Annotated in this window: 23 protein-coding genes, 6 tRNA genes and 1 pseudogene; 16 read left to right on the top strand and 14 right to left on the bottom strand. The window is 55.5% G+C overall.

The window, feature by feature from the left end; translation table 11 throughout:
* Positions 1 to 74 precede the first annotated feature (74 nt).
* Both DYE40_RS01305 and DYE40_RS12470 read left to right on the top strand, forming a co-directional pair.
* The gene (locus DYE40_RS01305; protein ID WP_115307396.1) at positions 75 to 851 is read left to right on the top strand and encodes a ferredoxin--NADP reductase; all 777 of its coding nucleotides are present in this window, start codon (positions 75 to 77) and stop codon (positions 849 to 851) included.
* Between the two features lie 91 nt (positions 852 to 942).
* The gene (locus DYE40_RS12470; protein ID WP_172461183.1) at positions 943 to 1,119 is read left to right on the top strand and encodes a hypothetical protein; all 177 of its coding nucleotides are present in this window, start codon (positions 943 to 945) and stop codon (positions 1,117 to 1,119) included.
* Positions 1,120 to 1,184: 65 nt separating this feature from the next.
* Here DYE40_RS12470 and DYE40_RS01310 read toward each other — a convergent pair.
* From DYE40_RS01310 to DYE40_RS01335, 6 genes are all read right to left on the bottom strand, one after another.
* Positions 1,185 to 1,261: transfer RNA gene (locus tag DYE40_RS01310), tRNA-Asp, on the bottom strand.
* A 39-nt stretch (positions 1,262 to 1,300) separates the two neighbouring features.
* Positions 1,301 to 1,376, bottom strand: a tRNA-Val gene (locus DYE40_RS01315).
* Between the two features lie 10 nt (positions 1,377 to 1,386).
* Positions 1,387 to 1,463, bottom strand: a tRNA-Asp gene (locus tag DYE40_RS01320).
* Positions 1,464 to 1,502: 39 nt separating this feature from the next.
* A tRNA-Val gene (locus DYE40_RS01325) sits at positions 1,503 to 1,578 on the bottom strand.
* Between the two features lie 10 nt (positions 1,579 to 1,588).
* Positions 1,589 to 1,665: transfer RNA gene (locus DYE40_RS01330), tRNA-Asp, on the bottom strand.
* A 39-nt stretch (positions 1,666 to 1,704) separates the two neighbouring features.
* A tRNA-Val gene (locus tag DYE40_RS01335) sits at positions 1,705 to 1,780 on the bottom strand.
* Positions 1,781 to 1,989: 209 nt separating this feature from the next.
* Between DYE40_RS01335 and DYE40_RS01340 the strand changes: the two genes are divergently transcribed.
* The 7 genes from DYE40_RS01340 to DYE40_RS01370 all read left to right on the top strand — a co-directional run bounded on the left by DYE40_RS01340 (position 1,990) and on the right by DYE40_RS01370 (position 8,516).
* Positions 1,990 to 3,534: a GH3 family acyl-acid amido synthetase gene (locus DYE40_RS01340; RefSeq protein WP_245944043.1), complete on the top strand. Its 1,545-nt coding sequence runs from the start codon at positions 1,990 to 1,992 to the stop codon at positions 3,532 to 3,534.
* 99 nt (positions 3,535 to 3,633) lie between these two features.
* Entirely contained in the window at positions 3,634 to 4,671 is a 1,038-nt protein-coding gene (locus DYE40_RS01345) for a Rieske 2Fe-2S domain-containing protein (RefSeq protein ID WP_115307397.1), read from the top strand.
* Positions 4,668 to 5,246: a hypothetical protein gene (locus DYE40_RS01350; RefSeq protein ID WP_115307398.1), complete on the top strand. Its 579-nt coding sequence runs from the start codon at positions 4,668 to 4,670 to the stop codon at positions 5,244 to 5,246. The genes DYE40_RS01345 and DYE40_RS01350 overlap by 4 nt, the downstream gene beginning before the upstream one ends.
* Complete coding sequence (locus tag DYE40_RS01355; RefSeq protein ID WP_115307399.1) at positions 5,243 to 5,971, top strand: hypothetical protein; 729 nt, start codon at positions 5,243 to 5,245, stop codon at positions 5,969 to 5,971. Before DYE40_RS01350 ends, DYE40_RS01355 begins: the two co-directional genes overlap by 4 nt.
* 216 nt (positions 5,972 to 6,187) lie before the next feature.
* A complete protein-coding gene (gene fabA / locus DYE40_RS01360) occupies positions 6,188 to 6,712 on the top strand; it encodes a 3-hydroxyacyl-[acyl-carrier-protein] dehydratase FabA (protein ID WP_115307400.1) in 525 nt (174 codons plus the stop codon).
* 72 nt (positions 6,713 to 6,784) lie between these two features.
* Positions 6,785 to 7,999: a beta-ketoacyl-ACP synthase I gene (gene fabB, locus DYE40_RS01365; RefSeq protein WP_115307401.1), complete on the top strand. Its 1,215-nt coding sequence runs from the start codon at positions 6,785 to 6,787 to the stop codon at positions 7,997 to 7,999.
* Positions 8,000 to 8,123: 124 nt separating this feature from the next.
* On the top strand, positions 8,124 to 8,516 hold the full coding sequence (locus DYE40_RS01370; protein ID WP_115307402.1) for a nuclear transport factor 2 family protein: 393 nt from the start codon (positions 8,124 to 8,126) through the stop codon (positions 8,514 to 8,516).
* 164 nt (positions 8,517 to 8,680) lie between these two features.
* Here DYE40_RS01370 and hflX (DYE40_RS01375) read toward each other — a convergent pair whose 3' ends face one another.
* Positions 8,681 to 9,787: a GTPase HflX gene (gene hflX, locus DYE40_RS01375; protein WP_115308230.1), complete on the bottom strand. Its 1,107-nt coding sequence runs from the start codon at positions 9,785 to 9,787 to the stop codon at positions 8,681 to 8,683.
* A 210-nt stretch (positions 9,788 to 9,997) separates the two neighbouring features.
* On the opposite strand from hflX (DYE40_RS01375), the gene DYE40_RS01380 reads away from it, so the two are divergent.
* Together DYE40_RS01380 and DYE40_RS01385 are read left to right on the top strand one after the other, a co-directional pair.
* Positions 9,998 to 10,348 (top strand): hypothetical protein, encoded by a 351-nt coding sequence (locus DYE40_RS01380; RefSeq protein WP_115307403.1) that lies wholly within the window; start codon positions 9,998 to 10,000, stop codon positions 10,346 to 10,348.
* A gap of 9 nt (positions 10,349 to 10,357) precedes the next feature.
* Entirely contained in the window at positions 10,358 to 10,903 is a 546-nt protein-coding gene (locus tag DYE40_RS01385; RefSeq protein WP_244732842.1) for a hypothetical protein, read from the top strand.
* A 67-nt stretch (positions 10,904 to 10,970) separates the two neighbouring features.
* Here the strand turns inward: DYE40_RS01385 and hflX (DYE40_RS01390) are convergent.
* Positions 10,971 to 11,744, bottom strand: a pseudogene (gene hflX, locus DYE40_RS01390) (GTPase HflX); the annotation flags it as partial.
* Positions 11,745 to 11,956: 212 nt separating this feature from the next.
* On the opposite strand from hflX (DYE40_RS01390), the gene DYE40_RS01395 reads away from it, so the two are divergent.
* From DYE40_RS01395 to DYE40_RS01400, 3 genes are all read left to right on the top strand, one after another.
* A complete protein-coding gene (locus DYE40_RS01395) occupies positions 11,957 to 12,742 on the top strand; it encodes a hypothetical protein (RefSeq protein WP_115307404.1) in 786 nt (261 codons plus the stop codon).
* Between the two features lie 39 nt (positions 12,743 to 12,781).
* The gene (locus DYE40_RS12120; RefSeq protein ID WP_147286543.1) at positions 12,782 to 13,000 is read left to right on the top strand and encodes a hypothetical protein; all 219 of its coding nucleotides are present in this window, start codon (positions 12,782 to 12,784) and stop codon (positions 12,998 to 13,000) included.
* Between the two features lie 125 nt (positions 13,001 to 13,125).
* Positions 13,126 to 13,680: a hypothetical protein gene (locus DYE40_RS01400; RefSeq protein ID WP_115307405.1), complete on the top strand. Its 555-nt coding sequence runs from the start codon at positions 13,126 to 13,128 to the stop codon at positions 13,678 to 13,680.
* 122 nt (positions 13,681 to 13,802) lie between these two features.
* On the opposite strand, the gene DYE40_RS01405 is transcribed toward DYE40_RS01400, so the two are convergent.
* From DYE40_RS01405 to adhP, 5 genes are all read right to left on the bottom strand, one after another.
* Positions 13,803 to 14,441: a 7-carboxy-7-deazaguanine synthase QueE gene (locus DYE40_RS01405; protein ID WP_115307406.1), complete on the bottom strand. Its 639-nt coding sequence runs from the start codon at positions 14,439 to 14,441 to the stop codon at positions 13,803 to 13,805.
* Positions 14,442 to 14,520: 79 nt separating this feature from the next.
* Entirely contained in the window at positions 14,521 to 14,949 is a 429-nt protein-coding gene (queD, locus tag DYE40_RS01410) for a 6-carboxytetrahydropterin synthase QueD (RefSeq protein WP_115307407.1), read from the bottom strand.
* A 33-nt stretch (positions 14,950 to 14,982) separates the two neighbouring features.
* Positions 14,983 to 15,732 carry a DUF4336 domain-containing protein gene (locus tag DYE40_RS01415; protein WP_115307408.1) on the bottom strand — a complete coding sequence of 250 codons (750 nt, stop codon included), beginning with the start codon at positions 15,730 to 15,732 and terminating at the stop codon, positions 14,983 to 14,985.
* A gap of 144 nt (positions 15,733 to 15,876) precedes the next feature.
* Positions 15,877 to 16,851 carry an ABC transporter substrate-binding protein gene (locus DYE40_RS01420; protein WP_115307409.1) on the bottom strand — a complete coding sequence of 325 codons (975 nt, stop codon included), beginning with the start codon at positions 16,849 to 16,851 and terminating at the stop codon, positions 15,877 to 15,879.
* Between the two features lie 194 nt (positions 16,852 to 17,045).
* Entirely contained in the window at positions 17,046 to 18,089 is a 1,044-nt protein-coding gene (gene adhP, locus DYE40_RS01425; protein WP_172461184.1) for an alcohol dehydrogenase AdhP, read from the bottom strand.
* Between the two features lie 331 nt (positions 18,090 to 18,420).
* Between adhP and DYE40_RS01430 the strand changes: the two genes are divergently transcribed.
* The gene (locus tag DYE40_RS01430) at positions 18,421 to 19,896 is read left to right on the top strand and encodes an aldehyde dehydrogenase family protein (protein WP_115308233.1); all 1,476 of its coding nucleotides are present in this window, start codon (positions 18,421 to 18,423) and stop codon (positions 19,894 to 19,896) included.
* Between the two features lie 105 nt (positions 19,897 to 20,001).
* Here DYE40_RS01430 and DYE40_RS12475 read toward each other — a convergent pair whose 3' ends face one another.
* Complete coding sequence (locus DYE40_RS12475; protein WP_172461185.1) at positions 20,002 to 20,178, bottom strand: hypothetical protein; 177 nt, start codon at positions 20,176 to 20,178, stop codon at positions 20,002 to 20,004.
* Between the two features lie 116 nt (positions 20,179 to 20,294).
* Between DYE40_RS12475 and queC the strand changes: the two genes are divergently transcribed.
* Entirely contained in the window at positions 20,295 to 20,963 is a 669-nt protein-coding gene (gene queC / locus DYE40_RS01435; protein ID WP_115307410.1) for a 7-cyano-7-deazaguanine synthase QueC, read from the top strand.
* Positions 20,964 to 21,210: the final 247 nt, after the last annotated feature.

The following is a 21,210-nucleotide window of genomic DNA, read 5'->3' on the forward strand; positions in this document are numbered from 1 at the left end:
CCGTCTGAAACTCCTTCAAAACACACGCCGTACCTCTCGGACGGCCTCCGTCAATTTCTACACAGGAAACCCAAATGGCAGCATTCAACACCGAAAAAGTCCTTTCCGTACACCACTGGACCGATGCCTACTTCACCTTCACCTGCACCCGCGACGAATCCCTGCGCTTTGAAAACGGCCAGTTTGTCATGGTCGGCCTGATGGTGGACGGCAAACCCCTTATGCGCGCATACAGCGTTGCCAGCGCAAATTACGAAGAACACCTTGAATTTTTCAGCATCAAAGTACAGGACGGCCCCCTTACCAGCCGCCTGCAACACCTCAAAGTCGGCGACGACGTACTCATCAGCAAAAAACCCACCGGCACCCTCGTTGCCGGCGACCTCAACCCCGGCAAGCACCTCTACCTGCTGTCCACCGGCACCGGCATCGCCCCCTTCCTCGCGGTAACCAAAGACCCGGACATCTACGAAATGTTTGAAAAAGTCATCCTCGTCCACGGCGTGCGATACCAAAAAGATCTCGCCTACTACGACCGCTTCACCCGCGATCTGCCCAACGACGAATACCTCGGCGAACTCGTCCGCGACAAACTCATCTACTATCCCATCGTTTCCCGCGAAGACTATATCCACCACGGCCGCCTTACCGACCTCATGAGTTCGGGCAAACTCTTTGCCGACATCGGCCTGCCGCCAATCAACCCCCAAGACGACCGCGCCATGCTCTGCGGCAGCCCCGCCATGCTCAAAGACACCCGTCAAGTCCTCAACGGATTCGGCCTGGTCGAATCCCCGAAAGTCGGCGTACGCGGCGATTTCCTGATCGAACGCGCGTTTGTCGACCAGTAAACACAGTTTGCCGCATTACGGGTTGCCGCAATGCCAAAAGGCCGTCTGAAAACCGATTTTCCGGTTTTCAGACGGCCTCTTCCAGTTTGGAATGGCCGGCAAAGCCGCAATCTCCCGCCTTGCCGCCCGCATCCGCTGCACAGGAAAACGGCAGATTGAAGCGGCATCCGCCGATTCGGATGCCGATATGCATCATCTTACCGCCGGCTTACTGCCCGATTTTAAAGACAATGGACGCTACGGCCTGCCGCCGGTTTTCCGGTTTTAAAGAAAACGAAAAATCCGGCTGCAATCTGCAAGCCGGATGATATTTTTTGTTTTATACGGTAATTGTGGCGCGGCGGACGGGGCTCGAACCCGCGACCCCCGGCGTGACAGGCCGGTACTCTAACCAACTGAGCTACCACCGCGCATCCCGCTGCAAACAGGCAGACGGAAACGGAGAAAACTGGTGGGTGATGACGGAGTCGAACCGCCGACATTCTGCTTGTAAGGCAGACGCTCTACCAACTGAGCTAATCACCCGTTTGAATTGTGGCGCGGCGGACGGGGCTCGAACCCGCGACCCCCGGCGTGACAGGCCGGTACTCTAACCAACTGAGCTACCACCGCGCATCCCGCTGCAAACAGGCAGACGGAAACGGAGAAAACTGGTGGGTGATGACGGAGTCGAACCGCCGACATTCTGCTTGTAAGGCAGACGCTCTACCAACTGAGCTAATCACCCGTTTGAATTGTGGCGCGGCGGACGGGGCTCGAACCCGCGACCCCCGGCGTGACAGGCCGGTACTCTAACCAACTGAGCTACCACCGCGCATCCCGCTGCAAACAGGCAGACGGAAACGGAGAAAACTGGTGGGTGATGACGGAGTCGAACCGCCGACATTCTGCTTGTAAGGCAGACGCTCTACCAACTGAGCTAATCACCCGCTGCTTTTCAGCGAAGCGCGGATTAAACCAAATTATCCCCCTCCGTGCAAGCAGTCTCTTTACACAAAGGCGCAATATGTTGAATAGCCGCGCTTTTTATTTTCAGACGGCCTTTTTTGCCGTGTCAGAGGCCGTCTGAAAACGCCGCGCCGTCTTTCCATGCTGCGCGTATGCGGGTAATCTTGCCGCTTTTTGCCAGCCCGCCGCCATGATGCCGCCCATTCCCGGCCTGGATGCCGCCCTCGCCCGTTTTCAGACGGCCTTATCCGACCCGCAGCGTACGCAGCGGCGTATTCTCGACGGCATTCTCCGTGCCAACTGCGGCACGCTGTACGGCCGCAGACACGGGTTTGCGCGCATCCGCAGTTATGAGGACTTCGCCCGCGCCCTGCCGGTATCGGACTATGATGCGCTGCGCACGCTGATCGGACGCACGGCGGCAGGCGAAAGCGGCCTGCTTGCCGCAGAAGAAGTGGTCTGCTTTGAAGAAACGGGCGGCAGCACGGGCGGCGCGAAAGCCGTTCCCTACACCGCCGGCCTCTATGCCGCTTTCCGCCGCGCCGTTTTGCCGTGGCTGGCGGATTTGCGGCGGCGGCGGCCGCAGGCGTTTGCGGGAAAGCTGTTTTTTATCGTCAGCCCCGCCGCACGCGGGCGTACGCATACCGCAGGCGGGATTCCTTTCGGCAGCGGCAGCGATTTGGACTATTTCGGCAGCGGAGCAGCCGCCGTGCTGCTGCCGCACACGCTGTTTCTGCCCGAACTTTTGTCGGCGCAAACCGCAGAGGAGTGGCAGTTTCACAGTGCGCGGCTGCTGCTTGGCGCGGCGGATCTGGCTTTTGTCTCGGTGTGGAGCCCGACTATGCTGCTGCTGTTTCTGCACACGATGCAGACGCGCCAGGACGCGCTTTTGCCGCAGGTGGCCGATCCGCGCCGCCGTGCCGTTCTCGCCCGCGCCCTGTCGCGGGAAATACCCGATACCCGCGCCATTTGGCCGCAGCTCGACACCATCAGCTGCTGGAAGAGCCACACCGCCGCCGCGCCTGCCGCCGCGCTGCAAACTTGGTTTCCCCATGTTTTTATCGAAGGCAAAGGGCTGCTGGCAACGGAATTTGTCGGCAGCATTCCGTTTTGGCCGTCTGAAAACCGTGCCCGCAGCTTTTCAGACGGCCTCCGCCCCCTGTTGGCCGTGGACAGCCATTTTTATGAGTTTCAAGGCGAAGAAGGCATTGTTCCCTCATGGCAGACGCGGGCGGGCGCGGACTACCGGCTGCTTGTTACCACCCAGGGCGGGCTGTACCGCTACGACACGGGAGATGATGTCCGCGTACACGCGCTGCACGGCGGTGTGCCGGAAATCGGCTTTATCGGGCGCGGCACTTTAACGAGCGATTTGTGCGGCGAAAAGCTGAGCGAGGCCTTCGTGCGCAGCGCGATGGAAACGGTATCGGCCGGTTTGCCGGAACAGGCATTTTTGCAGGGCGTGCAGGCCGATCCGCCGCACTACCGGCTGCTGTCCGCCCTGCCCGCCGTATGGCAGAATCCCGAACTCGCTGCTCGGCTGGACGACGCGCTCGGCGGCAATCCGCAATACGCCTACGCCCGCCGCACCGGACAGCTCGCCGCCCTGCGCGTGTGCCGCTGCGCCGACCCGCAGGCTTATGCGGCAGGCTTTTTCCGCGCCGGCCAGCGGTTTGCCGTACGCAAAATCCCGCTGCTGCTGCCGCCCGCCGCAGCGGATGCAGAGGCCGTCTGAAAACCGTGCGCACCGGTTTCAGAGCCTGTTGGGCGTTTTCAGACGGCCTGTCCGCGCCGCCGTCCGCCATGACGACAAAATGCGAAAAGAACACCAAAAATGACCACATCCGACCTTTCCGCCGCCAACGGCCTGCACAATTACTGGTATATCGCCGCCCGCGAGCGCGACGTGCGCAAAAAGCCGCAGGCGGTGCGGCTGTTCGGGCGGCACTACGCCGTTTTCCATCAGGGCGGCGGCCGCTACGCCGCGCTGCTCGACTGCTGCCCGCACCGCAATGTGCCGCTTTCCATCGGCAAAGTGGAAAACGGCTGCCTGCAATGTGCCTATCACGGCTGGTCGTTCGACGGCACGGGCAGGCTTGCCGCCATCCCCGCCCTGTGCGGCTGCGATACGCCCGATGTGCGTGTGCCCGCTGTGCATTGCACGGCGCAGGACGGCTATGTCTGGATATGCGCCGGCACGCCCGCCTCCGCCGCCCCGCTGCCCTTTGCCTGCCTGAATGAGGCGGGTTACACCACTTTCCGGATGAAAACCCGTTTTGCCGCGCCCGTCGATTGGTGTCTGGAAAACTTTCTCGACTGCCCGCACGCGGTGTATGTGCACCATTCCTGGTTCCGCGCCCCCACCGGCAAGCCCGTCCGCGCCCTGCTGCGCCGCAATGCCGACGGTGCGCAAATCGAATACGCCGACGAGCCGCGCGAAAAAAGCCTGGTATGGAAGCTGCTGCAAAACAGCCAAACCGAAATGAGCCATACCGACCGCTTCATCGCCCCCGCCACCTCGCGCGTGGACTACCGTTTTTCCGACGGAAAGCACTACATCGTTACTTCTTCCTGCACGCCGCTGGACGGAGAAACCACCGAAGTGTACACCGTCGTCAGCTACAGATTCGGCCGTCTGAACCCGCTCATCCGCCTTGTATTCGAGCCGCTTTCCCGCTTCATCATCAGTCAGGACGTGGCCATCATGAAACAGCAGCGCGACAACATCGCCCGCTTCGGCGGCCGCGCGCGCTTCTGCAACAGCCCCGCCGACCTGCTGATGCCCGAAATTGCCGCATGGCGCAAAACCCTGGCCGAAGGCGGCACGCCCGCAGCCGCAGGCATTGTCCGCGAACAGGAGCTGCATCTGTGAAACGCGCCTTTCAGACGGCCTCTTGCGCCATGCTCGCCGCCGCGCTGCTGTTTTACGTTTGGCAAAACGGTTTTGCCGCAGCAGGCGGGCAAATCTCGCTGCCCAAAGCCTTGTGGCTGGGCGCGGCCGTATTGTTCTGGCTGGTGCTGCCGCCGCTGTTTTTTTGTTCCAAACACGTATCAGGCCGTCTGAAAGCCGCCTATTTTGTTTTTTGGCTGCCCATGGCTGCCCGCGCCGCCGGCGAGATCGTGCTGATGTACGGCACCAACCGCTGGCAGTACGCCTACGGCATCGCCCACGACCTGTTCAGCATCGCCATCCTGCTGCCTGCCGCCCTGCTCTGCCGCCGCGCAACCCCGCGCCCGCTGGCCGCCAATCTGGCCGTTACCGCCGCCATGTTTGCCGCCGAAGTGTATTTCGCCTCCTATATCGCAGCCTTCCACCGCCACCACCCCCATGCGGAAATCTGGTTTGTCGGCTGGGAAGCCCCGCATCTGGCCAATCAGGCCGCTACTGCCTTCCTCGTTGCCGCCCTTGCCGGCTGGCTGGTTTATCTCGTCCGCAAACTGCCATGAACAAACTCACCACCCGCACCGAAGCCCCGCAGAATCTTTCCGCCGCGCAAACCGCCGCTCTCTACGCCCTCTATGCCCGCTACTACGGCGGCACTTCGCCCGAACTGTTCCGCCGCGACCTTGCCGAAAAAGACCACATCCTCCTGCTCGAAGACGAAAGCGGACAGACGCGCGGCTTCACCACCCTCAAAACCATCCCGTTTTCCCATCAGGGACAAAGCGGCCGCGCCCTGTTCTCCGGCGACACCATCATCGACCACCGCTACTGGGGCGAGCAAACCCTGCCCCTGGCCTGGTGCGCCCTTGCAGGCCGTCTGAAAGCGCAGCAGCCCGACACCCCGCTCCACTGGCTGCTCATCGTCAAAGGCGACCGCACCTACCGCTATCTCAACGTATTCAGCAAAGCCTACTACCCCAACCGCCGCACTCCCACCCCGCCCGACATACAGCGGCTTATCGACCATCTTGCCGCCGCACGCTTCGGCACGCATTACCATCCCGATACCGGCCTCGTACGCTACCCCCAATCGCAAGGCCACCTCAAAAGCGAGTGGCTGAACGGCAAAACCGCCGCCAATCCCGAAGCCGCCTACTTCCGCAGCCGCAATCCCGGCCACGCGCAAGGCGACGAACTGGTCTGCCTCACCCTCCTCGCCCCCGAAAACCTCCGCTCCTTCGCCCTGCACGGTTTTCTCGCCGGACTGGAACAGGGCCCGTTAGCGTGAAACAAAATAGAAAATCTGCGCCAGAGCCGCACCCTGCCGCACCGCCCGTACCGGCTGCGGCCGGATACCTTTTCTGTTTTATTCCACTATAATAAAAGCCGGATTCGGAGAAACACGCGCAGACAATGTTGCGGCCAAGCCCCGCGTGCATATAGAATGCCCACCTTTTTAGAGCTTAGTCTCTAAAAATCAAAACAAGCCCCGAAAAGGAAAACCATGACCACCTTCACCCCCCAATCGAGCTACACCAAAGAAGAACTCCTCGCCTGCGGACGCGGCGAACTGTTCGGCGCGGGCAATGCCCAGCTTCCGCTGCCCGATATGCTGATGATTGACCGCATCGTCGAAATCAACACCACGGGCGGAAAATACGGCAAAGGCGAAATCGTCGCCGAATTGGACATCAACCCCGACCTTTGGTTTTTCGGCTGCCATTTCGTCGGCGATCCCGTGATGCCCGGCTGCCTCGGCCTCGATGCCATGTGGCAGCTTGTCGGCTTCTTCCTCGGCTGGACGGGTGCGCCGGGGCGCGGCCGCGCACTCGGCTGCGCGGAAGTGAAATTCAGCGGCCAGGTATTGCCCAAACACAAAAAAATCACCTACCACATCCACATCAAGCGCGTGATGAACAGCAAGCTGGTGTTGGGCATTGCCGATGCGGAAATGAGCGTGGACGGCAAGAAAATCTACGAAGGCAACGGCTTGCGCGTAGGTTTGTTTACCAGCACAGCAGATTTCTAATCACACTAGGGCAGCCTGAAAAGCCAATAATCTCTTTCAGGCTGCCTTTTTATTTCAACAGGAGACTAATACATGAAACGAGTGGTCGTAACGGGCATCGGCATCGTATCCAGCTTGGGCAACAACTGCCGCGAAGTGCTGGCATCGCTGCAAAATCTAACATCAGGCATTTCATTTGACGAAAGCTACCGCGAAATGGGTATGCGCTCGCACGTTGCCGGCAACATCAACATCGATTTGAAAGAACACATCGACCGCAAAATCCTGCGCTTTATGGGCAGCGCACCTGCCTATGCCTACATCGCCATGCAGGAAGCGATTGCCAACGCAGGGCTGACTGAAGAGCAGGTGTCCAACATCCGCACAGGCATTGTGGCAGGCAGCGGCGGCGCATCATCGGCATCGCAAGTGGAAGCGGCAGACGTGTTGCGCGCCAGCGGCATCAAGCGCGTGGGACCTTATGCGGTAACCAAAACCATGGGTTCAACCGTATCCGCCTGCCTTGCCACGCCGTTTAAAATCAAAGGCGTAAACTACTCCATCAGCTCCGCCTGTTCCACTTCGGCGCACTGCATCGGCAACGCCGCCGAGCTTATCCAACTGGGCAAACAAGACATCGTGTTTGCAGGCGGCGGCGAAGAAGTGTCGTGGCAAATGAGCAGCCTGTTTGACGCGATGGGCGCACTGTCCAGCAAATACAACGACACGCCGCAAGTCGCCAGCCGCGCCTATGATGCCAACCGCGACGGCTTTGTGATTTCGGGCGGCGGCAGCATTTTGGTGCTGGAAGAATACGAACACGCCAAAGCACGCGGCGCAAACATCCTTTGCGAATTAACGGGCTACGGCGCAACATCGGACGGCTACGACATGGTGCAGCCATCAGGCGAAGGCGCGGTGCGCTGTATGCAGATGGCGTTGGCGCAGCACGGCGGCAGCGTGGACTACATCAACGCGCACGGCACATCCACGCCTGTGGGCGATACGCGCGAATTGGGCGCCATCCGCGAAACCTTTGCAGGGCAGGCGGTGCCGATGATTAGCTCCACCAAATCGCTGTCGGGGCACGCGCTGGGCGCGGCAGGCTCCAACGAAGCGATTTATTCCATCTTGATGATGCAAAACGATTTTGTCTGCGCCAGCGCGCATATTGAAACGCTGGACGAGCTGGCGGAAGGCTTGCCGATTGTGCGCGAAAACCGCAATGTGAAATTGAACGCGGTGATGTCCAACAGCTTCGGCTTCGGCGGCACCAATGCCACGTTGATTTTCAGCCGGATCGGATAAGCCCGCCCCGCCGCCGCATTGCAGTTGCCTGCACGTACAGAGGGTAAGGAAACACCGTTTTCAGACGGCCTCAAAGCCAGCATTAAAGGCCGTCTGAAACCGCCGCACAGGAGGGTGCAGACAAATGGACAAAAAAGACATTATCCGCCGCGTGTTCCGCGACATTGTCGGCAGCGGCGAAACCGACGAAGCTGAAATCCGCCGCCTGTTTGCCGCAGGCTATGTGCAGAAAGTGGACGGTAAAACTTTGGATTTGGACGGCTTTATCGCCCATATGCGCGCCCAGAAGCGGCACATCGCCGAAGCCGAAACCGAGTTTCTCGCTTTGGCCGAAGAGGGCGATACCGTGTTCAGCAACCATATCGTCCGCGCCAAAAAGTCCGACGGCAGCCGCATCTGCGTGCAGGTGCTGGCACAGTTCGGGTTCGACAGAGAAGGAAAAATCGCCCTGTGCGACGAACTTACCCGCCTCATCGAAGGCAGCAGCGCAGATGCCGACATCGGCTCGCGGCAATAGGCCGTCTGAAAAGATTCCCGTATTGCGGAGCGGAACACAGACAGATTAGAAAGATTAAGGAAATACAGGCCGGACAAAAACCATGCAATACCGGAGGCATAAGGAAAAGGCCGTCTGAAAACAGTTTCAGACGGCCTTTTTGCTTTTTGCGGCGTTTCAACGTTTCAGAGGCCGTCTGAAAGGGCGAGTTCGACGAGGGCGGTGCGCAGATCGTCCAAGCCCGCACCGGTTTTGACGGAAATGGCGACAGCGGCGGGGCGGCCGTCGGGGTGGCGCATCATGCCGGCGGGACGGCTGCCGTCGTCGGGCAGAAGATCGGTTTTGTTGTATACCAAAAGCTGCGGAATACCGCCCGCGCCGATTTCTTCGAGTACGCGGTTTACATCCTCCGTTTGGCGTTCCCAGTCGGGACGGGACACGTCGGCAACGTGCAGAATCACGTCGGCCAGCGCGGTTTCTTCGAGGGTGGCGGAGAAAGCGGCGACCAGGCTGTGCGGCAAATCGCGCACGAAGCCGACGGTGTCGGTGAGGATGACGCTTGCTTCGGGCGTGAGGTAGAGGCGGCGGGCGGTGGTGTCCAGCGTGGCGAAAAGCTGGTCTTTGGCCAGCACGTCGGCTTTGGTGAGGCGGTTGAACAGGCTGGATTTGCCGGTATTGGTGTAGCCGGCAATGGCAAAAGTGGGCAGGCTGCCGCTTTGGCGGGCTTTGCGGCGGGTGGTGCGCTGGCGTTTGACGGCTTCGAGCCGTTTTTTCAGAGCGGCGATTTTTTGGCCGATAAGGCGGCGGTCGGTTTCCAGCTTGGTTTCGCCCGGGCCTTTGAGGCCGATGCCGCCTTTCTGGCTTTGCAGATGGCCGTAGCCGCGCACGAGGCGGCCGGAGAGGTGGGTAAGCTGGGCGAGTTCCACTTGCAAACGACCCTCCTGGCTTTGCGCACGCTGCGCGAAGATGGCGAGGATGAGGCCGACGCGGTCGAGTACGCGGCATTGCAGGATTTTTTCGAGATTGCGCTCCTGCGTGGGCGTGAGTTCGTGGTTGAACACGGCCAGGTCGATTTTCTCGGCCTGCACGGCGGCGGCGAGTTCTTCGGCCTTGCCTGTGCCGACAAACAGGGCGGTGTGGGCGCGGGCGCGTTTGGCGGTTTCGCAGCGGACGAGTTCGCCGCCGGTGGCGCGGACGAGTTCGGCCGCTTCTTCCACGGCGGCTTGGAAAGCACGTTCGCGGCTTTCGTTTGCGCCGGTGTAGTCGGCTTCGAGCATCACGCCGACCAGCATGATGCGCTCGGGTTTGCTTAAGGATTTATCGGGCTGTTTGGACACTGGCTTTCCTCGGATTTCGGGTTTGCCCGCGATGATACGGCAAAGGCCGTCTGAACGGCAGATTTCGTGTAAATTTTAGCAAATGATATTTGATTGATATTTCGATATTAAATAAAAGGAGTAATATGAATTCGATATTTATCCTTCCAAACAAAGGAGTATGTTATGTCCCAACCCTGCAAAGAACAAGATAAAATCCGTGGCAAATTTATCCGCGCCTACTATTCCAATTCAGCCGGCGGCGGCCTGCACAAGGAAAGCCTGACCGAAGCGGCAGCCCGCGCCAAAGCGAATGATCCCCAAAAAATTACCCGCCTACCCTCTGAAAGTTCTATGAAAACCGATATAGATATTTTCTGGGGACTGGAAGAACCTCTTACCAAGAAACTGGCAAAAAAAGTCAATCAAACAGTTACCTTATACTCAAACGGAAATTTTCTTATTAAAAAGGGAAACTACAAAATAGAAATAAAAAAAGGGGACAACTATACAAAAAACAATAATTTCTACAAATAAGGGTTGAAAATGAATAAACTTTATCCCGTCATCACCATAATGTTATTTTTCATGACAGATACTGCATTGGCAAAAGTTGTATTATTTAGCAGAGAGACACCTAACAGTATCTGTGGGGAAACCCGCATCCGCAGTCCTCGAATGACTGACAATTCCGAAGAACATAGAAAAAAATGGGAAGATTATCATAATATGTATGATGAGTTCACTAAAGAAGTGTTGGTATTTATGAGGGACAATAACGGTTTTGCCTACTTGGATAAAACCAATAACCCTAAAGGAAAAATAACAGCTTTACCTGCATACCGGATGGTAGAATTCTCCTCAAAAAACTGTAAAACATTTTTAGAGTCCAATAAGATCTTAATTTATAGTGCTGTTGCAAAAAACAATTCAGTGAAGAATGCTAGAGAATCAATAGATGTTACAGATTATCTGATAAACTTACTAGTGCAACTTTATGGTTACGGTGAAAGAAATCGGGTAGTTGACATTATTTCAGAGATATTTTCCAACCAGCCAAAAATAAAGGAAAAACTACATGATGAATTCTAAAAATCAATTATAGTAAAAAAATTGTATAATATTTCAGATAAAGACTTTATGCCTTCACATAATTCGTTACATCAAAAAGAAAATCACCATTGTCGGTGAGGATGACGCTTGCTTCGGGCGTGAGGTAGAGGCGGCGGGCGGTGGTGTCCAGCGTGGCGAAAAGCTGGTCTTTGGCCAGCACGTCGGCTTTGGTGAGGCGGTTGAACAGGCTGGATTTGCCGGTGTTGGTGTAGCCGGCAATGGCAAAAGTGGGCAGGCTGCCGCTTTGGCGGGCTTTGCGGCGGGTGGCGCGCTGGCGTTTGACGGCTTCGAGCCGTTTTTTCAGCGCAGCGATTTTTTGGCCGATAAGGCGGCGGTCGGTTTCCAGCTTGGTTTCGCCCGGGCCTTTGAGGCCGATGCCGCCTTTCTGGCTTTGCAGATGGCCGTAGCCGCGCACGAGGCGGCCGGAGAGGTGGGTAAGCTGGGCGAGTTCCACCTGCAAACGGCCCTCCTGGCTTTGCGCACGCTGCGCGAAGATGGCGAGAATAAGGCCGACGCGGTCGAGTACGCGGCATTGCAGGATTTTTTCGAGATTGCGCTCCTGCGTGGGCGTGAGTTCGTGGTTGAACACGGCCAGGTCGATTTTCTCGGCCTGCACGGCGGCGGCGAGTTCTTCGGCCTTGCCTGTGCCGACAAACAGGGCGGTGTGGGCGCGGGCGCGTTTGGCGGTTTCGCAGCGGACGAGTTCGCCGCCGGTGGCGCGGACGAGTTCGGCCGCTTCTTCCACTGCGGCTTGAAAGGCACGTTCGCGGCTTTCGTTTGCGCCGGTGTAGCCGGCTTCGAGCATCACGCCGACCAGCATGATGCGTTCGGGTTTGCTTAAGGATTTATCGGGCTGTTTGGACACTGGCTTTCCTCGGATTTCGGGTTTGCCCGCGATGATACGGCAAAGGCCGTCTGAACGGCAGATTTCGTGTAAATTTTAGCAAATGATATTTGATTGATATTTCGATATTAAATAAAAAGGAGTAATATGAATTCGATATTTATCCTTTCAAACCAAAGAAGTATGTTATGTCCCAACCCTGCAAAGAACAAGATAAAATCCGTGGCAAATTTATCCGCGCCTACTATTCCAATTCAGCCGGCGGCGGCCTGCACAAGGAAAGCCTGACCGAAGCGGCAGCCCGCGCCAAAGCGGCGGAAATGCGTAAAAAGGGCTACCAATTCGGCGAATCCGAACTGCCCGCCAAATATTCGTGCTGGTGGGGCGATCCGGCTTTCCAACACATTACCATAGAGTATGAAGCCTATTGCAAAATCGAGCTCACATCGGAAACCGCCGCCAAACTGCCGAAAAACCGCAACAGAACCACCATAGGTGTCGGCGAAGCCGTAACCGTCCGCTCCAATATTCCCGTGTTGTGGGAAATCCAATCGAACCTGGTCAAACCATCATCCGTCAAATCAAAAACACCTTCAAACGAAATCGTATTTTCAGCCTTGGACAAAGCGGGTTCGGTAACAGTTAAGGCCAAAACTAAGCATGATCAAGGGAGTATTACTTTTAATATCATTACACCTAAATCGCTTAGATTTGAAAAAGTGAAGGATATTCATGTGAAAGATATTTTGGGATGTGGTTTTATTGCAGATATTTATTTACTGCCTTCAAGTGTAAACTTCTACGCATTGAAAATAAGAGAACTGGAAAGTTATGCCACTGCCAGCGGTATATTGGCAGAAGGTAATGGACAGCCACATGGAAAATACGAAAACGGAGGAAGCGATTGGACAGGAATGAAAGGATATATAGAAGGAAAAGGAACTTTATCAAATAATCCTGATTTTGCATCCTGAGATCAAAATGATTATATTTTACTATTAAAGGAAGGGGGAGTGGCCACTTTCATAATTGAATTTGAATGGAGACTGTCCACACAAAACTATAAAATCCCACAAAAAATACAACAGCAAACCATTATTTATAAAAACAGTAGTAGTATAACCAGCAAGGGAGAAGTATCTGTAAGGAAAAAACTTAACGATAGAACAGAAAATGAAAATGAATTTACAAGTAGAAATTTGCCCATACCAAAACGAAAAGTGAGGAAATAACAATAAACTCATAAGGCTAAAAATGAGGAAAGGAGTGTATTTAAATTATGGAGAAATTTTAGTAAATTGCGTCTAACGTAATTGCATAGAATGGATACTAAATTTTGCTAAGAAGGGAAATTCTAATGGGTAAATATTTCATAATTGGAACAATATTATTAACCATACAAATAAAATCATATGCAGAAGTTACTTTAATTCATGGGTTTATACCTATAGTTTATAATTTAAGCAAATGCGGTGATGAAGAAAGAATGGTACATGTCCAAGATAAGGAGACATGGGAAACCATTCAAAAAGATAATGATAAATTTCTCCGTGATGTATTAGTATTTATGCATGATAATCACGGTTTTGATTATTTAGAAACAGTGAAAAATGATCCTTTTAAAGTCGTTATCTTACTTGAAGAAGATGCAGAGGTTCGTTTATCCCGTCAAAATTGTGCCAATTTTTTGGCTGCAAACCAAAAATTGATTCGTAAGGCGATAAAACATAATCTTTCCCATCCTGAGCAGCCGCCTATAGATGTACTATCCTACTTTATAGATTTGGAAAAACAATTATACAATAACTCATTTGAATGGAGACGCATACAAGATGATATAGTAGATGATGTTTTAAAAGACCGGCCTGACATCAAAAATGAGATAGAAAACAGATTATATCCGAAATCATAATTAAGGTTGTATTATGTCTTTTTCAGTATTATGCTTATTCCTAAGTTCATATTTATAGTAGTTCAGAAAGTGCGCTGCTGACAAGGAACAGCGGCTTACTTTTTAAGCCTCTACTTCCTGTCTTACTCTATCCCCGCCCATTTGTGCGTCTGCACGCTCAACTGCCAATGCACGGGCGCGTCGGGGCGGCTGTTTAAGATACCGATTTGGCGGATGGTGTCGTAGATATTCATCACGCCGTTTTGTTCGCAGGGCGAGAGATAGTAGCGGCGAGCGCGGATTTTCTGCTCCATCGTTTCGCAAAACGCGGTTACGTCGCCGTCGGCCACGATGCGTACTTCGTCTGCCGTTTCGATGCAGCTTTTTTCATATTTGGCGGCGTAGCAGGCTTTGGGGCTGGCGGCAACATAGTCGATTTGCGGCGGTGCGGGCTTGAGGCCGTTGGTTTCGATACAGAGGAAATAGCCTTCGGCTTTGAGCGCGTCCAGCAGCGTATCGAGATGCGGCTGTATGGTCGGCTCGCCGCCGGTGATGATGACATTGCGGGCGGTGTAGGTTTTCAGACGGCCTAAGATGTCGGACAGGCTCATCATGCCGAATTTCAGATAGTCGGTGTCGCACCACGAGCAGGCCAGATTGCATTTACCCAGCCGCACGAATATGGCGGGCATGCCCGTGTTCCAGCCCTCGCCCTGCAAGCTCTCGAAAATTTCAACAATGCGGTATTGCGGGTCGGCGGGGGCGAACTTGATCTCCGTCATGGTAAAAACGCCCGCTTTCCCGCCCTGCGGCAACTGCGTCCCGCCGCAGCCTGCCGCGCCGGAATCATGACGCGCTGCTTCATTGCCCTGCTCCTTCAAATTCGGCGCACGATGTCGGCGTTTCCCACAATTTGACGCTGCACACGTTCAGCCCTGCTTTTTTCAGACGGCCGTAGATTTCCGCCGCCATGTTTTCGGCGGTGGTGCGGCAGCCCAGGCGCAGCGTTTTCATCTGCCAGCCTTCCAAGAGCGCGGCGATTTGGCTTTCGCGCGCGTTGCCCGCGTGATAGAGAAAGGCGTGGTCGAAAGGATCGATGATTTCGCGTTCGGCAATGGCTTTGAGGTCGGCAAAATCCATGACCATGCCGTCTTTTGCGCCGCCTTTGATCAGGCCGTCTGAAACGGTGATTTCGAGGCGGTAGGTGTGGCCGTGCAGGTTTTTGCATTTGCCGTCGTGCCCGTCGAGCAGATGCGACGAATCGAAGCTGAAGATTTTGGTGATTTTCATGGTTTGGTTTCTGTAAAACGGTTTTCAGACGGCCTAATCCAGCCAGCGGAAGGCGCGTTCCAATTCCGCCACGGCGTTTGCTTCGTAGCAACGCCCGTGCGCCAGAATAATTTTTTCAGGCCGCCACGCCAAAATGCGTTCGAGGCAGGCGCGGGCGGCGGCTTTGTCTTTGAATGTGGCGCGCCAGTCGGCGGGGGCTTTGCCGTCGGGGTCGGCAATGCCTGCGAGCTTTACCACGCCTGCCCAAAAGCGGCCGGGAAATTTCGCCGTTTCAAAATTTTCAATCAGATCGGCCAGTATCAGCGTGCGGCTGGCGCGGTGGAAAAACACCGTTTCGGTCATGACCCGGCTGCCTGCAAACGGCATCTGCGCCAAATCGTCCGCCCATTCTTCCGGCGCGTCTCCACCCAAATCGGCATCAAACGACACGGCCATACCCTGCGCCGCCGCCCGTTCGCGCACGCCCGCGCTTGCCCACGCCTTGGCCTGCGGATAACGCGCTTTCCATGCGGCGATGTGGGCGTAGTGGATTTTGTTCGGCGAAACCAGGTGGCGCACTTCGCCCAGCGCGTCGATTTGTGCCAGCAGTTCGGGCGCGGGGGCAATGGGGGAATGGCACCACAAGCCGCCGTCTGAAAGCCGCACCACCGTCATGCGGGTGCTGAACGGAATTTTGATACCGAGCGGAAAGCTCATGCGGATTTCGCCGCCGTCGGCAATCCGGATGCTGTCGCCGAAAGGTTTGAGCGTATTGAGCGGATGGTAAAGGCAGACGGCACTCATGCTTTGCTCCGGTTGGAATCAGACAAAAGGCGCAATGATACAGGAAGGCCGCGCACGGCGGCGGGCAGAATGGCAGACGCAAGGCCGTCTGAAAACGGATTTGCCGGTTTTCAGACGGCCTCTTTGCCGCCTTCGGGGCGATATTTAGGATAGGAAGAATCCGCTGTCGGGCATTTTGCCGCCCAGCAGCTTGGGATTGAACTGCATCAGAATCTCGTAGAAATGCAGGATTTCGTTTTTGATTTCCGAGGCTTTGGTAACGGTGAGCCTTGCGCCATCCAAACCGGCCGCCAGTGCCGGCTCGGGCGCGGGCAGGTAGTTTTTGCCGATTTGGGCGGCACTTTGGCGGTTGGCGTTGATCCACACGAGTGCGTTTTTCAGATCTTGGTGGAAGGTGTCAAACTGTGCTTTGTGTGCGCGGAAATAATCCGTGTCGGCAATGATGCCCGCCATCGGAATCAGCGGCTTGGTATCAAACGCCTGCCCCCATGCTTTTACCAGATCGAAGCCGCGCATAATGTTTGCGCCCATGGCTTTGCCGCGCAGGATGCACGCGCTGGCCATCGGTTCGGGCAATACGGCGGCATGGAAGTCTTTGCCCAAAAACAGCCCCACCGCTTCGACGGGCGTGGCAGCATAGGTAACGGCCACTTTGCCCGCATCGATTTTCAGTTTTTTCAAAAGTGCCTGCAACACAATGTCGGGCATATCGTTTTTAAACGGCACGATGATTTTTTTACCCGCCAAATCCTGCGGCGCGGCGATATTTTGTTTGCATACGATCTGGGTAATGCCGTTGGTGAGGATGTTTACCATGCCGACTTTGCGCCCCTGGTTGCGCAGGTTTGCACCGACATTGCTCGGACTCATCATGATTTTAAACTGGCCGCTTGCCACACCCGCGCGGAGCTGGTCGGGCGAACGCCAGATTTTCAGCGATACGTCCGCCTGCTTGGCCAGCTTCCCCTGCAAGGCTGCCACGGCAATCATCATGCTCGGCAGCGCGGGCGCACCGTACACGGTAAACGGCTCCCTGCCCGCCGCCCACAGCGCAGGCGATGCGCCTGCTGCGGCCAACGCGGCAGCCAGTTGCAAAAATTCACGTCGTTTCAATTCCATATCAAGCTCCCGAATAAATGAGAGGCCGTCTGAAAAGCGGAAACCCGTTTTCAGACGGCCTGTAAAGATAAGGTTTCCTATTTCATTCTGCGCCCGAACCCTGTCTGTGTAAAGGCAAAAAGGCCGTCTGAAAACAAGGCAGGACAGCCTGCCCCGTTTTTCAGACGGCCTCTGCGTTTGCTTTGCCGTTTAGGCTAGTGCGCGTGGCCGCAGCCGCAGTTTTTCATATCAATAACCATGCGACCTTGAATTTTGCCGTCGCGCATTTCTTGGAAAATAGCGTTGGCATCTTCCAGCGGACGAAGCTGCACCACCGGTACCACCAAGCCTTCCGCGCCGAATTGGAACGCTTCTGCCAAATCTTCGCGCGTACCCACCAAAGAGCCGACCACTTCGATACCGTCCAACACCAGGCGTGGGATGGACAAATCCATCATTTCCGGCGGCAGGCCGACAGCCACCAGGCGGCCGCAGGCACGCAGGCAGTCCACGGCGGAATTGAACGCGGCACGGGATACGGCGGTAACTACCGCGCCGTGTGCGCCGCCGGTTTTTTCCTGAATGAATTTGGCCGCGTCTTCTTTGAGAGGGTTCACAATCAAATCGGCACCCACTTTTTGCGCCAACGCGAGTTTGTCGTCGTTGGTGTCGATGGCGATCACATGATGTCCGAACACTTTTTTCGCATACTGCACGGCCAAATTACCCAAGCCACCCACGCCGTAAATCGCAATCCACTGACCCGGACGCACGCCGGACACCTTAATCGCTTTGTAGGTGGTAACGCCGGCGCAGGTAATGCTGCTGGCCTGGGCGGGGTCGAGGCCTTCCGGCACTTTTACCGCGTAGTCCGCATCCACGATACAGTGGGTAGCCATACCGCCGTCGGCGGTGTAGCCCGAATTGAGCACGCTGCGGCAGAAAGTTTCGCGGCCGCTGTTGCAGTATTCGCACGAACCACAGCTCGCAAACAGCCAGGCGATGCTGACACGGTCGCCGACTTTGAGGCTTTTCACGTCGGGCGCCACTTCTTTGACAATACCGATGCCTTCGTGGCCGAGCACGCGGCCGGGCTTTTTGCCGTAATCGCCGGCGGCAACGTGCAAATCGGTATGGCACACGCCGCAGTACTCCACTTCGACCAATGCCTCGCCGCTTTCGATTGGGCGGATTTCGCGCTCGATGATTTCGACATTGCCGTTGCTTTCGGGGGTAACCACTGCTGCTTTCATTTTCATGATGATGCTCCTGTTGTCGGTTGGTTGCGGATATACGGCAGTATGTTGGCGATGCCGGCAAGCGTCAAGCTATGGAAAAGCGGTAAATATTTGAAATAATTAAATTTGTTATATTATATCAAACTGAGAAATAACGAATACTCTATTTTCAGGGTATAAAAAAATCACTTTATGAAAAATTTAACGTAATTTCGTTTTCAAGATGAACAATTATCATATGTAAAAATGTTTTACATAATATATTACCGGGCAGGCCTTGATTTTGTAAGGCAAAAAGCCCTATTCTGCACCAGGCAGTAAAACGTTAATGAACAACTTTTGGAGACAAAAAATGGCAAAAGATTTGAATGTGTTTGACAAAGAATACGGCTTGCTGATCAACGGCGAGTGGACCAAACCCGGTGCGCTGCTCGATTCCTACAATCCCGCCAACGGCGAAATTCTGGCGAAATTTACCGATGCCTCCGACGCGGATGTCGATGCGGCCGTAGCCGCCGCGCAGCAGGCGTTCAAAACCTGGCGTAAAACCACCGCTGCCGAACGCGCCGTCATCCTGAACAAAATCGCCGACGTAATCGACGAAAACACCGAACTTTTTGCCTTGCAGGAAACTCTGGACAACGGCAAACCCATCCGCGAAACCCGCGCTGCCGACATCCCGCTGGCTGCCGACCATTTCCGCTATTTTGCCGGCGTAATCCGCGGCGAAGAAGGTACCTGCAACCAAATCGACCAGGAAGACCTGTCCATCGTATTGCGCGAACCCATCGGCGTGGTCGGCCAGATTATCCCGTGGAACTTCCCCTTCCTGATGGCCGCATGGAAAATCGCCCCCGCGCTGGCCGCAGGCTGCACCATCGTCATCCACCCCTCTTCCAGCACATCGTTGAGCCTGTTGTCGTTTGCCCAAAAAATCAACCATCTGCTGCCCAAAGGCGTGTTGAACATCATCACCGGACGCGGCAGCAAATCCGGCGAATGTATGCTGCACCACAAAGGCTTCAACAAACTGGCCTTTACCGGTTCCACCGAAATCGGCCGCCACATCGGCATTGCCGCTGCGGAAATGCTGATTCCCGCCACACTCGAACTCGGCGGCAAATCCGCCAACATCTTCTTTGACGATATGCCTTTCGACAAAGCACTCGAGGGCGCGCAAAAAGGCATTCTGTTCAACCAGGGTCAGGTCTGCTGTGCCGGTTCGCGTATCTTCGTGCAGGAAGGCATTTATGACAAATTCGTTGCCGCCTTGGCCGAAGAGTTTAAAAAAGTCAAAGTCGGCCTGCCGTGGGAAGACGATACCATGATGGGTTCGCAGGTTAGCGCAAACCAGCTCGAAACCATCATGAAATATGTGAAAATCGGCGAGCAGGAAGGCTGCCGCATCATTACCGGCGGCAAGAAAATCGAAGGCGATTTGGCCAAAGGCGAATTTGTCGAGCCGACCCTGATTGCTGCCAACAGCAACCGCGACCGCATCGCCCAAGAAGAAATCTTCGGCCCTGTGGCTACCGTCATCAAATTCAAAACCGAAGAAGAAGTCATTGCCATGGCCAACGACAGCGAATACGGCCTCGGCGGCGCGGTATGGAGCCGCGACATCAACCGCTGCCTGCGCGTGGCCAACGCCATCGAGACCGGCCGCGTTTGGGTAAACTGCTACAACCGTCTGCCCGCAGGCGCACCGTTCGGCGGCTACAAAACTTCCGGTATCGGCCGCGAAACCCACAAAATGATGCTCGCCGCCTACACCCAGGTGAAAAACATCTACATCAGCACCCGCGAAGAACGCGAAGGCTTCTATTGATATGATGTGATGGGCAATTGAAGCAAAAGGCCGTCTGAAAAACAATTTTCAGACGGCCTCTTTCCATACAATCCGAACAAGTAATACGGCTTGCGCGGCCACCCGTCAGCTTTCGGATTTTTCATCCTTTTTTACCGCAGGCTGCGGCCCCAGCCCGAAGCGTTTTTCATATTCCGACAACTCCTTGTGATCCTGCTCCTCCATACCCAGCGCACCGGCGTTTACCCAAACCACCAACACCGCCACCACAATCGAGCAGGCCGAAATAATTGCCCAAAACATATCCTTTTCCTCCTGTCTGCATTTTTCTAAAACCGCCGCGCATTCTACGCCCGCAAGCCCCCGCCGCCAAATCCGCTATAATCGGCCTGTTTTTCAAACAATTGCCAACACATCACATGAACAGCGAAAAAGCACTGGTCATCTTCTCCGGCGGCCAAGACTCCACCACCTGCCTGATTCAGGCATTACACACCTACGGCCGCGAAAACGTCGAAGCCCTCAGCTTCCGCTACGGCCAGCGGCACGCCGTCGAACTCGAACGCGCCGCCGCCATCGCACAGGATTTGGGCGTGAAACAGACCCTGCTCGATTTGAGCCTGATACGGCAGATTACCAGCAACGCGCTGATGGACGGCACCGCTGCGATTCAAACCGGCCCCGGCGGCCTGCCCAACACCTTCGTCGACGGACGCAACGCCCTGTTTCTGCTCTACGCCGCCATCTATGCCAAAGGACAAGGTATCCGCCACATTATTGCCGGCGTATGCGAAACCGATTTTTCCGGCTATCCCGACTGCCGCGACGTATTCGTCAAATCCATGAACGTCAGCCTCAATCTCGCCATGGACTACGCCTTTCAAATCCACACCCCGCTGATGTACCTTACCAAAGCCCAAACATGGGCGTTGGCCGACAAATTGGGATACCTCGACTATATCCGCGAGCATACCCACACCTGCTACAACGGCATCACCGGCGGCTGCCACGAATGCCCGAGCTGCATCCTGCGCGAGCGCGGGCTGGCGGAATATCTGGCGGGCAAAACCGCCGCCGCATCCGCCTGATAAGACCGCCCGTTTGTCTGACGGAACAAGCGTACCCCGCCTATGCCGGACAGCATAAGCAACACGCTGCACGCTAAAAGAAAGGCCGTCTGAAAATACGACATTCCGTTTTTCAGACGGCCTCTGTTTCTAGGTAGGGTGTGTGGCGCAGCCACGCACGCGGTTTCGGAAATGTATACAGCGGCTTGCAAAACAGAACAACAAGGCCGTCTGAAAGCACGGATTCGGCGTATCGGAACTGCCGTCT

The organism is Kingella potus, from assembly GCF_900451175.1.
In the GTDB taxonomy this organism is placed as follows: domain Bacteria; phylum Pseudomonadota; class Gammaproteobacteria; order Burkholderiales; family Neisseriaceae; genus Neisseria; species Neisseria potus.